Source organism: Dysgonomonas sp. PH5-45, assembly GCF_029893235.1.
Classification (GTDB): Bacteria; Bacteroidota; Bacteroidia; order Bacteroidales; family Dysgonomonadaceae; genus UBA1309.
Genome location: NZ_JARXWE010000012.1, coordinates 58,192 through 73,543, shown reverse-complemented (window position 1 = coordinate 73,543; position 15,352 = coordinate 58,192). Strand labels below are relative to the sequence as shown.

At 42.2% G+C, this 15,352-nt stretch carries 3 protein-coding genes and 1 rRNA gene; all 4 read right to left on the bottom strand.

Going from position 1 to position 15,352, the window contains the following annotated elements; all coding sequences use genetic code 11:
- A 16S ribosomal RNA gene (locus M2132_RS06220) occupies positions 1–87 on the bottom strand; the annotation flags it as partial.
- A 442-nt stretch (positions 88–529) separates the two neighbouring features.
- Positions 530–5,134 carry a T9SS type A sorting domain-containing protein gene (locus M2132_RS06215; protein WP_280672389.1) on the bottom strand — a complete coding sequence of 1,535 codons (4,605 nt, stop codon included), beginning with the start codon at positions 5,132–5,134 and terminating at the stop codon, positions 530–532.
- A gap of 92 nt (positions 5,135–5,226) precedes the next feature.
- Complete coding sequence (locus M2132_RS06210; RefSeq protein ID WP_280672387.1) at positions 5,227–9,093, bottom strand: C25 family cysteine peptidase; 3,867 nt, start codon at positions 9,091–9,093, stop codon at positions 5,227–5,229.
- 78 nt (positions 9,094–9,171) lie between these two features.
- Entirely contained in the window at positions 9,172–15,180 is a 6,009-nt protein-coding gene (locus M2132_RS06205) for a carboxypeptidase regulatory-like domain-containing protein (RefSeq protein ID WP_280672385.1), read from the bottom strand.
- Between the last annotated feature and the right edge of the window lie 172 nt (positions 15,181–15,352).

Sequence of the window (15,352 nt, the reverse complement as noted above, 5' to 3'; positions counted from 1 at the left end):
ATTGCTACCGCCATGCTGCCCCTCGACTTGCATGTGTTAGGCCTATCGCTAGCGTTCATCCTGAGCCAGGATCAAACTCTTCTTTGTATATTCTTGTTTTTATACCTTCAGTTATCCCTGACCCGATGCAATCCTTTTTTAATCTAAATCTGAATTGACCGGGTTTAGTACTTGTTTCTTCCCTTTGAAAGAAAGAAAGTCGCACTACCCGTCTAATGCTATTTTTTTTCTTTTATTGTTCCTTTTTACCAAAACCTCAAAGATCGCTTATCGTGTGCTTTTCCCCTAAAACTACACCGCTAAAAAGCCGTGCGCTTAACCGGAAAGCGGATGCAAAAGTAAAACAAACTTTAATCCTATCCAAACTTTTTAAAACCTTTTTTATAAAGTTTTTTTTACCTCAAATGATTTACAAGAACTTACATATAGATGTTTTAATATTATCGGTTTTGAAGAATTGTAATTTGATAATAGCAACAGAGGCTGCTCAAACTTGTTGAACAGCCTCCGTAAAGATTAAAATATTCTATTATCTATAAGAAATTTTGAAATTCCTCTGTCCGATATTGACAATATAAACACCTTTTTCTAAATCGAGAACAAACGATTCGTGTTCCGAATTTATTTTGGCATTCATTTGCGCTTGTCCGTTTAAGTTGAATATTGTAAGCAAAGAACCTACCTCAGCATTGCGAACGTGAAGCATTCCGTCTTTCGAAACATAAACCCAGATACCGTTCACTCCATCTTCGTAGATGCCACTTGAAACATAGTTCACGGCAAGAGGTATTGTCAGGTATTCAGTGCTTTTAGAATCTGCAATAACAATATTTGCCTTGTATTCACCATTCTCATCGACAGGAAGGGTAAATATTGCTGAGAACTTCACTGTTCCTGCTTCCAAGTCGGCCGGAGTAAATCCGGTTGCGGATAATTGGAAATTATCGGCATGCTCTCCGGTTAGTGTAATGGTAGCATTTTCGGCCATGAAGCCTTTTATCTCAACAGGAATATTTACCGGTAGTGTTGTTGCATTAACCGGATCTACAGTTCCTACAAGCTCAAGATAAGGCTTGCGGTAAGTAACCTTTACAGGAATAGTCAGATATTCGCCAAAAACAACATCAACATTATACTCGCCCGAAGCTTCGGAAGTAAACGTAAGATCGAAATACACACTTCCTTCTTTCAATTCGTTTGGAGTGATAGATGTTTTACCCAAAGAGAAGTTATCGGCATCGGCTCCCGACAATTGAATAGTAACATTGCTTGCCAACAATCCTTTTACCTCTATCGGTATTTCAATAGGCGATTCGGTTGTTTCAACAGGTTCGATAGTACCCAAAAGCTCAAGGTAAGGCTTGTTGTAAGTAACCTTTACAGGAACTCTGAGGTATTCAGCATTGTCTGCGTCTTTAATTACAATCGCGTCTTCATACACTCCCGATTCGGTAGCTGTGAAAGACAACTGGAAGCTGAAATCTTTAGGTGTACCCGATTCCGCAAGATCGGCAGGAGTTATTGTTGTAGCCGACGGTGTGAACTTAGAATCGGCGGCAGCCATCGTGATTGAAGCATTGGCTGTAAGAAGTCCCGCTACTTTTACAGGTACAGTTACCGGAACGGTGTTGGTTTCAACAGGATCTACAGTACCCGACAGTTCAAGGTAAGGTTTGTTGTAAGTAACCTTCACTGGTACTCTGAGGTATTCAGCATTGTCTGCGTCTTTAATTACGATCGCGTCTTCATATACTCCCGATTCGGTAGCTGTGAAAGACAATTGGAAACTGAAATCTTTAGGTGTACCCGATTCCACAAGATCGGCAGGAGTTATTGTTGTAGCCGATGGTGTGAACTTAGAATCGGCAGCAGCCATCGCGATTGAAGCATTAGCTGTAAGAAGCCCTGCTACTTTTACAGGTACAGTTACCGGAACAGTATTAGTTTCAACAGGATCCACAGTACCCGACAGTTCAATATAAGGTTTATTGTAAGTAACCTTTACAGGAACTCTGAGGTATTCAACATTGTCTGCGTCTTTAATTACAATCGCGTCTTCATACACTCCCGATTCGGTGGCTGTGAAAGACAACTGAAGGTCGAAGTTTTTAGGAGCGCCCGATTCTGTAAGATCGGCAGGAGTTATTGTTGTGGCCGACGGTGTGAACTTAGAGTCGGCAGCAGCCATCGTGATAGTAGCATTCACATCAATATCGCCCGCTATTTGAACAGGAATCTGAACAGGAATAGTGTTTGTTTCGACCGCTTCTGCCGTACCCACTTGTCTCAAATAAGGATAACCTGTTATTGTTATATCGTCTAAATATATAGAGAACGTTTGTGCGGTAGTAAGCTGATGTTTAATGAAGAAGCGGGCAAACTTAGCGTTCGGTTTGTTCACCTGAATAGTTTCACTTTCAATGCTTCCAAATTCAACTTCTTCAGAATAAACCTCTGTCCACGTTTTACCATCCTCCGAAACCTCTATTGCCAAAGTATGCGGATAGAAATGATAGTACGAGAAGCTTATATCCTTAATTCCACCCACTTTTTCGGGAGAAGTAAGCACACCTGTTTTGGTTGAGTTATAATTCAATGACAAACCAGCAGCGCCCTTTATCCACGCAGGATTAGTCATTCTGGTAGCATAAGTCATTTCCCAACCATCCAAAACATAAGTACCTTCGGGCGAACCCCATCCTGTTGCATTGAAATTCTGAGAGATAGTTCTTTCCAGTTTATATCCAATAACGGGGATAACGATAGTTGATGTAAGGCCTTCGCCTTGTATCACGATACTGTCTACACTCATAAATTCGGTATCCGATGGTGTATATACCAATTGTCCGGTAACCGAAGCAGCACCGTCAACAGGAACAATAGACACTGGAGTTAAAGCAAAATCACTTCCTTTTTTCAGTGAAAGAGACACATCGCCATAAACATTCTGCATATCTATATCGAAATCGTAGGTAAGCTGCTCGCCCGGATATGTTTTCAATGCAATATTTTCAGGCACAGAAACAGCCGGAACACCTTTATTGGCTGCCGTTACAACTACATTGTCTATTATCACATTGAGGTTACCAAGCGGTGCTATCTCCGAGTAAATTTCCACAAAACGGGCATTCTCGTCATTCACTTGAACTTCAAATAAAGTGAAATCCGGCGATTCGCTAAACAAAGGAACTGTTATTGAAGCAACCGGTGTAGGGGCTTCGGCCATGTCTTTATATGTCCGAACCTTAAGAACCGGATTATTATTTGGATTGGAAGTTGACGTGTTTCTGTAATAGAACTGGATGGTTCCCACACCATTAGATTTAGGAGGAGAAACTAATCTTGAATCAACGCTTGTAGTGGTGTTTAATTGCACGGCAGAAGGAGAACTTACAAAGTTAGGGTAGCTAACACCATCGCTAAACGATGATCCGGAAACCCTTGTTCCCTTAAACATTTTCCATCCATTGCACATATAAGCATCGGCAAGCCCAACTATTTCGGGGAAGGTTGTTATATTAAACTGCTCAGACAATAGGTCTTTCAAGGCATATCCTTCTACCGACAAAGATTGTATTAACCTTGAGTCGCTATCCAATATCCTTATGTTATCAGTAAAATAATTAGCGCCCGAAGTCGGTTTAAACTTCACAGGAAGGGTATAAGTGGCATTATTGATGCTTGCAGCCGGAATTGTTTGCGTTGCGGACGAAAATACTCCACCCGATACAAATTCAACTGTCAGGTCGGAAGTAATGTTCTCTCCTTTTATTTTAATATTCTCTGTTCGCTCAACATCTACCGGGCTTGCAAAATAAGGTTCTGCCTCGACAGATACTTTAGGTATGCTTACCCCGTTTTTGGTGATTGTTATATTTTCAAAATAACAAGACCCACTTGCCAACTCTATTTTCACAAACTTAGCCGTTGCGTCGTTCACAACAACATCAAAAGCTTTAAATACGTTTATAGTAGGATTAACGGCAATTGTTTCTTTTTCAACCCAGTTTATTCCATCGACAGATACATACATTTTCAGATTTATGACCGTAGTTTTGTTTGTACCTGTGTGCGCATAAAACTGAACGGTTCCTATCCCCGACTTCATCATCGGAGAAGTCAACGATACAGGTGTACCGTACGACGACAGACTGACAGAAGCCGTACTACCGAAACCTATGTATGCAGAGTTGTTCGTATAGTAAGAGCCTCCTTTTACTAACCATCCTGAGCCAGTAAATTTAGTACCCGAAGCACCTACCGCAGCATCGACAAAAGGTTTGTCAAAATCTTCGAACGAAGACTCCTGAAGACGGTAAAAATAAACCGGAACAGTTGGTCCGAAAGGAATACCACCACCCGAAACAGTCAGTGTGCTGTAAAAAGCATTCACCGTATTATTGGCAGGATTAAATGTTATCGGAATATTTTTTGATCCTACAGCCTCTCCGGCAGGAAGCGGATTAGTAGTAAAGCTAATATCTGATGCCTTATTGGTTGTAAAAGTAACATCAGACGATACTCCTGTAAAAGACATAGGAATATTTCCGGTAAAAGGCAGGGTTTCAAACCCGAATATATATTCATTTGCTATATCAACCTCAGCAATGGTTCCCCCGTTGTCTGTAATAACAAGAGCATCTACCAACAGTGTTTTTGAATAAGATGCCCCATCAACAACGCTTAGCCTTACATATTTTGCAACAGCACTGTTAACCGTCACTGTTTTACTCTGAAACGTTGTACCGCTGGCCGTGAAAGAGTTTTCATCGTTCCATACGTCGCCATCGCTGGATGTTTGGATTTTAACATCAACCGCACCACCCGATTCTGTTCTATACATAAAATTTATAAGGCCAATACCTCCCGTTTTTTCGGGCGAGGTGAGAGAACCATAAACCGCAACAGAATGCGTGCCTTCATGCTTTTGCATGGTATATCCCCTACCATTAACAAAACTCCAACCCGACCATTGGAAGGTACCGTTCCATGTTTGTATCGAATAGTCGTTAAAGCCTTGCACAATTGGGGCAGCCTTCAATATTGCCCCCGACGATAAAATCATCAGGAATAATAACAAGAACCTCCGGCTCTTCAGAAGCGCAACATTAAATAGTGTTCTGTGTTTTTTCATAATCGATTCTTTTATAGTTAAAGTATTAAATTACGTATATAAAACCTGCCGATAAATAAAACCGATATCTACCGACAGGTTTTTTACTTCATTTATTTTTTAATAATCTTTTTAGGTAAGATTCCGTTTGCGGTATCTATTTCCACTACATATATTCCGGAAGGCAGTGCAGAAACCGGAATAGACATCGCTTTTTCGCAGTTTCTTGTATTAAACACCATCTCTCCGCCCAAGCTGTATATACGGATGCTTTGAGGGGCAACATCGCCCACAATGCGAAGCTCGTCGGCCACAGGATTAGGATATACCACAAAGTCGTATTGGGCATATGTTTCTTCTATTCCCGAACCGCCTTCAACACATGCTGTTGCAGAAGGTGTTGATTCGCCATTCGCATAAACAGCCGTTACCACATAGCAATAAACTTCGTCGGCAAACTCGTACTCATCTACAAAGTTCAGTTCTGTTACCAAATCGGCGTTCACAAGTTTATTACCTCTATATACGTTATAGCCCAAAGGTTGTTCCGAAGGCGCGCTCCATGTAAGCTGAACTATGGTTTCGCCGGTTTTAGCGGCCTTCAGTCCCGAAGGAGATTGATAACTGTTCATACTAACGATGTCTGATATTGCAGACACAGAAAGCCCTTCCTGATAAACCGTAACTACTTCGTACACAAATGTTCCGCTTGTAACTCCGTCCGAATCTTCGTAAGAAGTACCACTCAGCGGCGACGTATTTAATTGCACTCCGTTGCGGGCAATATTGTAACCTTTCAGCGTTAAGGATTTACCACCCAAATCGGGGGCATCCCACGAAACAGTTATTTTCGCATCGCCTTTTGTCGTAGCCAGATTCTCTACCCTCGGATATTTTTCCGGTATAACTACCAGATAATCGTGGGTTTGTCCATCTGCCCAAGAGCTTTGGCAAGGATCGGTAGGGTTAGTCAGATATCTAACACGCAACCTCATGCGGTGTGTGCCCGGTTTTGCCGATTCCGGAACGGTAAATGTTCGGGTTGCTTCGGTATAAGCTTTTCCGCAAGAGGCCGAAAAAGCGATTTCACTTTCTTCAAAAACACCGTTTCCGTTATAGTCTATCCATCCACGCACACGTTCGTTGTCGTATCCGCATTTAACTTTAGCGGTATATTCGGTTCCCGGTATAAGCGTTGCCTTCAGGTGGGTATAGTCATTATAACCATCTTCGCCACAAGTTTCGTCGGTATTGTCTATTTCTCCCAGAATAAAGCTGACTATTTTGTCACCGTTTTCACAGTTAAGTTTTTCGGGTGTACAATACTCTTTTGTTTGCATGGTGAAAGGTTCGGCTTTCGATATTCCATGGTCGGCAAAGAAAACCGTTTTCATTTCGGCTATATGACCAACCGGGATATCTTCTGCAACGGTTGCCAAGAAGTTCAGCGTTTTGCTTTCCCCAAGCGAAATATCACCTACATTTATTGACGAAGGAATGGCCACGTTCACGAAATCACTCTCGGCAGAAAGTAGTGCCCTTACGCCAGAAGCCTCAGAGTGACCCAAGTTTGTTACCTTTATCTGTATAGATGCAACGCTGTTGTTTTCTATAAAATAGTTGTCAGCCACACCATTAACCGAAATATCCGAAAGAAGGAAAGACGGCGCGTTGGTCTTGATAGAGAACTCATTGGTGTGAGTGCTGCCATCTTCTATTTTAGCCTCGAACAATATTTCGTGTTGGTCGGGGATGTTGTTATCCACTTCAAATTCAAACAGACCGCCCAAAGTAGCCTTGTCGTTCGAAAGAACAGATGGGAAAACAGCCGTTGCTTTAGTAATGGTTACATAAGGGTCGTTAGACGATATTGTTACCTTCACGTTAGTACCTTTGTCATTACCTACGTTCCGTAAAGTCATTTTCAGTTTCACTGCCTCGTCCGAATAATCGAGCCTTCCGTTTTCGTCATCCACCTCAGCCGCATCAACCAGCACATACGCTCCTGCAGGAGACACGCACAAAATTTCGTCGTAAACAGTAGTGGTGTTGAAAGCTGTAACAACCAGCAATACTTTACCCGGTACCAACGAATGGTTTATCGAAACCTTACCCTGACTGTCGGTAAAGCCTCTTTCGTAAACTCCGTTCTGAGATATACAAACCAACGCGTTGCGAACAGGTTGTCCGCCGGCGGTTATCACTGTTTCGAAATTCGCTCCGGCTATCACCACATCGTTCGAGTAAGAAATAGCGTCCGGTTTCTTTGTCCGCAATTGTGTTGACGGGTCGCCAAAAACAATCCACGTTCTAACCGTTTCCCAATCGCCCGACAGAGACGACTCCGTCAGCATCAGGTTCAGGGTATTGACAGCTATCGACCCAAAATGGGTTCTTTGTTCTGTGGTATTGATACCGCTTTGGTCCGGATACTTATCGTAATCGAATCCACCTATCAGAAGGTCGTAAAAATAATCTTGTCCTCTCTGTGGCGGCGCCCAAGGTTGGCTTATCGAAGACAGCCACGCAAGTATCGCGCCTCCGCCCTCTTTGCGCAACCATGCTTCTCCGAAGCAATTGTCGGCAGAATGATATGCACCCGTATAGCAGGCCGCTGCAACGATAAAAGGCAGTTTGTCGCCATTTGTCAAAGCATTCACATCGGCATTATTGAAGCCCGTAGTCACAAAATATGTAGACTGCCCGTGACCGCAATAAGCTATCGTAGAGGCTCCCCCATTGATGTGCTCAGACAATGTGGCGGCAGTGGCTCCCGGGTCGTAGTCTTCCTTATGTGTATTGTATGTGAAAGACTCAAGACGCTCGGTGTATATACGTTGGATATGAAGATAGTCTTTTTCGTTGTCATCGCCGGCAATAAACTCGTTAGACCCTATGCCGATAAACGTTTCGCGCCAACCGGAATCCATATTGGGGTTCTTTTCATAATTGATAGTTTTGTTCACCTGTACACTTACCTGCTCCGCGCTATTTGACGAAAACCGCCCGATAGCGATATCCGGATAACTGTCGCCTCCCGACACACAACCAAGCATAGGGTCGGTAGCCCCACTGGTACTACTATCATAGTCAGATTTCACGTCAGGCCAATCGCCTACAATCAAAACGTACAGCAGGTTGTTGTTTTCGTCATACCTTTTTTGGATAAGGTTTTTTGCATTGGTTCCTTTCTCTACAACATCTTTCGATACATTAAAACCTTTTTCCTTTTTCCATTTTATATATGGCTCTATCGCCGCTTCATCGCGAGCGGTTGTTATAACCAATATATCGCCATGGTCGGCCGCCTCGAGGCTGTATTCCGACGTTCCGGAATTTATAAACATGTTTTTGTACATCCCGATAGCCTCGCGGACAGGTTTCTTATTTTCTCTCAACAAAGGGTTGGTTGGTGTATTCGAATTTTCTTGCAACTCAATCACAACATTCTTATAAACGCGCAATGTTTTGGTTACGGCATTCCATCTGAAAGGGTAAAACCGAACAGAAGTACCACGGACATCCCTTACAATAAACGGAGCTTCCATATAGGCAACGTCCTCCGGAAAGAAACGGTCTACGAGAGCTTCTTTCGCTATCTTGTATGGTATTTTGGCAGGATCTTGATTCCGGTAGATAGTTCCACGAGAGGGAAGCAGCGGATTGCCGAGTTGAATGTCGTCGTAATCGGCCGACACAACCTTCAGGTCGAAATCCTTTTGTGCGGGCAACTGAACGGCCGAACTGATGAACGGTAATTCGGCATATCCTTTATTGTCTGTCACTGTGCTTTGGGAAAAAAGAATTTTCTGGTAAGTGGTTCCATCAAAAACCACTTCTTCTAATTTCCAATTATCAACCGTAAACTTCAGTTGATAGTTTCCGGATGCCGAATGGTTAAATCGTACAGTATAGTCTTTTTGAGAATAAACCGCAATCGACACAAACAGCATACAGAATATAAAACAAACTTTTCTCATACAAATTTCTTTTTTTCAAGGAGGTAGGTTGCCCCTGTAATATACTTCAACAACCTACCTCACTATCAAGTGTCTTTATTATTTAATTACAATAACATTCTTTACAACAGTTCTGCCATTGGTAGCATACAATTTAAAGATATACATGCCCGGAGCAAGATTAGAAACATTAACTGTTTGCTTGTTCTCACCATTGCATTCAATAGCTTTGACGGTCTGTCCTACTGTGTTCAGAACATCTATTCTTCCCACATTCAGGCCTTCAACTGTAACCGTTGTTTTGGCAGGATTAGGATATATCCTTACGTTTTCGGCAACTTCTTCTCCAATAGAAGAAGTTTGAGCTTCTGCTTTTCCTGACTCACCCATTCCGCATACACGAACAATTTCCCATTTATGGTCTCCCTGAGGAACATTGCTATCGGTATAAGAATTTCCTTCTACATCTTCAGCTATCAATACGCCATCTCTGTACACCTTATAAGTTCCACCGTTTTTCTGTCCGAAAACTTTAAACGCCAAACCTAAAGTACCTCCGTGACCAGGGTCAACACATGGTTTCCAAACAAACTGATTGTCGTTGTTTTCGGCAAAGATATAAGCATCACCGGTATCTTTTCCGCCCATAATAGTTACAGGAATACAGAATGGACTGCCATACATTGTATTTCCGGCCAAAGATATTGCCACCCAATATTTACCCGCAGGGAAAGTTTTGTCAATCTTAACCCTTACTTTGTATATAGGGAAGTCTACGATTCCGAGTTCTTCTATTTTCGATCTGAAAGCATTCATGAAATCAGTAGATTCCAAAACGTTGTTCGACATATAGTCTCCCCACAAACATACTCCTCCGTTAGCCGGATTTCCGTCGTAGATGGCTACATAAGCGGCCAATATTGGCGAACCATCAAGCGGTGCAGCTTTTTGGAAAGCATAGAATTCCATTTCGCCGATATGAGATTTTGCTCTCAATGTAAAGTCGTCGGTATTCACATTACCCAGCAATTTGTCAACGAGGAATCCGGTTGCCCTTCCGCCATTGTTCAACGCACTAACATCCGCGCCATTAAAGCCTTTGCCATAATGTGTGATAAACGCGCCATTGTCCCATAGCAGATCCGATCGGGTTGGTTCTGGTTCGTCAGGTATAGACCACGACAATTGCGCAACAGAGCCCGATAAAGAAACCGCAGGATCTACCACCTCCAAACATTCTAATGCAGCATCTCCACATTCGGTTGTAGAAGTCCATCCGGCATCATAAACTGCCTCAACACAATAGTTGTAAGTATGGCCTGCGCCCAAATCTCTTTCTATGAACTCTTGCTCGCGGGTATTCTCTAACAATACACCATCCCGGTAAATATTGAACGAAGCAATAGTTTTTCTTCTCATATCCCAAGTCAAGGTTACTTTGTTATTATATTCCGCTTTCACTTTAAAGTTGCGAACAGGGCTTGTAAACAGGTTTATGTCTTCGAACACAACATCCGATTCCGTACAGTCGCCCGACGAATAATTCACCTTCACACCATATCTGTATGTTGCCTCCGAAAGATCTGAAACTGTATATTCAGTTGTTCCTGCAGGCACAGTTGCAACGTCTTGTTTTTTGTTATCAACTACGGTGTACGAAGCTATTGCTGTTGTATTAGGTGCATCCCATGTTATTTTTATAGAATTTTCGGAAGCAATGGCTAATTTCAGATTCCTAACAGGGTCGCACACTTTACCCACTGTTACCTGAAGGGAAGTAGCTGCCGACTGGCTGCATCCTGTTTTTTTATACTTAGCAATCACTTGGTATGTATAATTACCTATTGACAGATTTTCGTCTGTATATGTGGTTCCCTCATAGTTATCTTTTATTACCTGTCCATCTTTTATAATGGTATAAGAGCTGACATCGAACGCATCGGGAGTATCCCACAATAGTTTCACACTTTTCTCTGTTTCCTGTTCATATCTGAGATTGTTTACAGGTTGGCATACGTTGTCCAGTACTCTGACATCGTCTAAGGCAACCCCGCTACCGGCATAGAATTGGCCTTCAAAAGCAATCCAATACGTATCGGTTGGGTTAGGAAGTTCATGTATAGCTTCTGTCCAATCCTTGATATTACCATCATACTCTTTCAGCAGAATCCATTCTCCATCAGGTGTATTTTTATAATAAACCCTCAGATAGTCTTGGCTTGCCATAAACAGGGACTGAGCATGCCAATATGTAAGCACAGGAGCCGACAATCCGGTTATATCCATTTTTGGCGTGATTAATCTGGCTTTAGCGCCTTTTCCTCCGTCTACCATACGGATATAATATTCGCCACTATGGGGTGCTGAAGGAATGGTATAGGTATTTCCTTTTGTAAACGTCCATTGGCATGGTATTCCCGAAACATGTTCTTGTCTCCAGCAATTACTTAACTTGCCCGAATCGAAGCTTTCTTTCAACGGGAAGTTAGTGAAGGCTACATCGCAATCGTTAAGTTCCACCTGTACCGTACCTACCAAAGCTCTTTCAGACTCGCAGTTATTTAAAAGCACAGTAGTCACCTCGTAAGTATATTGGCCTGCGGCAACTTCTTCAACAAACGTTTTGTCAGTGATTAATTCGTAAGTTATAAGTTCGTCATTTCTATATACCCTGTAACCTCTTATCGAAGATTCGGTCTGAGGGGCTTCCCATGTCAACTTAACGCTATACCATGTTGGGGCGCCTGTTGTATATGTCGGATTTTTAGGGAGGCGTGCACTACTACATTTACTCAATGTAATATCAGACAACACTTTATCCTCATCGTCCAACGTGATTTGCTCTGTATGCCCCGCATAGCCGCTATAAGAAACCGACAGGTTGTAAGTTTTATTCGAACTCAAGTTTTCTATACTGAATTCGCCATTCTCGTTGGCAAAAGCATAAAGTTTTTCTTTGTCCGAAGTAACGGAAACAAATGCCTTTGGCAGAGCCTCGCCTGCGCCTTTCAGTATCTTACCCGTAATTTTGATATCGGAAGCTACCTCTAAGGCAACATTGCCTGTAACGGCCGAAGAATAACTGATTGTATATGTTTTTGCTTGCTCGCGATACCCTTTTTTATAGTAGGTAACCGTATAATCTCCTTTAGGAACGAAGTTGAAACGGTAGTTACCCTGTGCATCGGTCACAGTTTCGTAGTCAGTATCGTTGATTTTCACCGAAACATCGCCCACCGGATTACTTCCGTCCGTTACTTTTCCGAACAAGGCGTTTCCGTTCACGTCCATATCCATTTCAAGGAAAGCATAATTATATTTTCTGTCGCCATTTTGGAATTTAAACTCTTCGTCTCCGCTCCATGTTGCGGTTTGGAATATCTTATTGGTTCCTACTGTTTTTCCGGAAAGGAACAAAACACTATCTTCTGGGAAAACCACGTCGTTATAAACACGTTCGGTCCATATTACCAGATTCTTATTATCGTACAGGTAAGGCTTGTCTAAAGTAAGCCAGATGTCTTTAGGAGAATCCGTTTTCGGAACATTAATGTTTCCTGAATATACAAGAGTAGCACCTTCCCTCAACCAGTCGCTAAGGTCTTCCTTATCGGTCATTGCCATATAAATTTTCACCGGCATATTCACGTCATACTTCGACATTGTTGTGTACCTAAGCGCGTTTATAGTACCATACATCCTTATTTCTTCGGGAGTAAAAATGGTTTGGGTTGCACTTGCCTTTTTACTGAAGTCGAACGGCATACTGCCATAAAAGCCTTGATATACAAAATAATTGTTAGGGCTCAACTTTACTCTTCCGGTTGAATATATCCTCACAGTTCTTTCATACGAATCGTTAGCCGTATTCTCATCACCGGTAATGCTTACCACAGCCTTAACCACAGCCTGGCGGTTTGCAGGCGCTTGGGGTTTCCAAGTAACAGGTATCTCTACTGTTTCATCAAACTTCAATGTTCGGGAATAGGTATCGGAAGTACCTAACAATTTATCGTCTTTGTCATAAATAGAAACTTTAAAGTTAGTGGCATCCTTCTTTCCGAAGTTTTTAACCGTTACCATCCAATTTATAGGTAAATCTACCGACACATCGGGCGGCCCTGCTATGTCGTACACCGTAAGATCTATATCTTTAACTTCTTCTACCATGAAGTCGTCCATGAAGATATACGCCATTGTTTTGTCTACCGAATAAGAATGGAAACCTATATGATAGGCATTTGTTTTAGACTGAACCGGAAGCAGAATGTCTCTACGATAAGGAGAGTACGACTGCACACCACCTTCGCCAACTTTAGTAGTCAAAAATCCGGGTTCATTTTTCCGACCCATATATATTGTATAGGTATGAGAAGCCGCATCCAAAGACGATTCGCTCCAGCGCATTCTATACGTCTTGCCACCTTCCAGCTTCAAGGGAGGAGTTATCAACCAGTCGTCAATTCCTATATACGTAGGGTTAAAATACCAGAATCCACCGTCATAATTTTGATTACTGTTGCCCCATTGCCACATATAGCCATTGTAGTCGATACCTGTCCAGAAGGTGTAAGATTTTTCCATATGATTCAAATCGTCACTCCATGGAATGGATGCAGCACCAAGCACAACCCCACCGGAGGTAACAGCCGTGCTTTTGTCTCGTGCATTTACTGCTACTACTTTATATTTGTAGTATTCTAATGGCAATACTTCAGTGTCGGTAAATGTCAGTTCGGTAAGGTTTGTTGCCACCGTTTTATTGTCCGGCAATCTTACAATTTCGTATGTAAGGCTACCTGTCCGTCCACCATTTACTCCGCCAATAGGAACATTCCATTCCACAACTGCATTTCCGGCAGTGTTTTTATCAATGCTGATGTTTCTTACAGGTCGTGGAACATCCAAACCAACAACCGCAACCACCGAAGAAGGAACCCCTACTCCGTGACTATTTTCGGCAACTACCTTATATGTATGGTCGCCATCTTTTACATCTGTATCTGTCCAACTTTCTTCTATGCCTGGTTGTGGATTGTTGATTGTATGAACAATATTTCCGTTCTTATATACCTTAACTGAAGTGAGAGTCACTCCATCCTCGCCTTGTGCTGTTTCGGAAGGATTGATCCATTGCAACAAAGTACCGCCTTGCCCATCGGTTGTAACGGTCAGTGCATTAACAATGCCCGGAACTTTATCGTTCACTTTTTCAAACTTCGAAAACAGACATGTTAAGTGAGCTCCCATGCCCGCTGTTTTTCCTAACAGTCTGGCACGGCCTGTTCTTTGATATTCTATATTGTAGAAATTCCCGTCTTCGCAAGCCCAATACAGGGTATTGGTATTATGGTCGAAAGCCATAGTCTGAATGTTTTGCACAACGCCATTTTCGCCCCGTATACCTGTATCTCCAACCTTAGTTGCCCGGAGATCGTCAATATTTATTGTATATAAAAAGCCGTCTTCGCCTATTGCATATAGCTGCCCTGAAATGTGGCATGCCAATGTTACATATCGTGGCGTACCTCCCGATATTGTACCGATATCGGTAGTATTTCCGGCTTCGGCACCCGATAGTTTCACCGTAACCAGCGTTGGTCCGGTTTCTCTACGTACCAAAGAATACATAACATCGTCTTTATAGCTGTATGCCATATCGACCAAGCGTTTTGTATCGGCCGCTAAAGTACCATCAGCGATAGAGCTTAATGTATTTTTTCGTCCTGTTTCCGGATTAATGGAAACAAACGAATGTACCAGATAACTCTGCAAATCGCTCGAATAAGCCAATGTTTGCGCATACAAGCGTCCATTATAATACTCACCCGCTTGTAAAGGATAAGTATTATCACCGTTAATTACACCAACATCGTCTAATGTTGATGAGTAGAATGACATGAAGCCCCTTACCTGATCGTAATCGGAGCCTGGGTCTGAGCAATATCCATACATTTTGGGTTCAGCCAAATGTAAAGATCTCGTCCTTTTCAGATTTTTGCTATTGGATTCCGACCACTCACTTTGGTCTAATCCAAATTTAGCGGTTATCCCCAGCGAAACCAAGAGCGCCAGAAACAACAAAGAAATAGTACTCGTTTTTTTCATAATAATTCAAATATGGTTTTAATAAAAATATTATCTCAAATAATACAATTAGCAAATGTGTTTTAAAAACCGCATTGTTCTTGACAAAAATAATAACAACACACCCAAAAACCGTATTTTTTGACTATACAAAGCTTTAACATGGCTACTAAATGTTCATTTCAGACCAAAG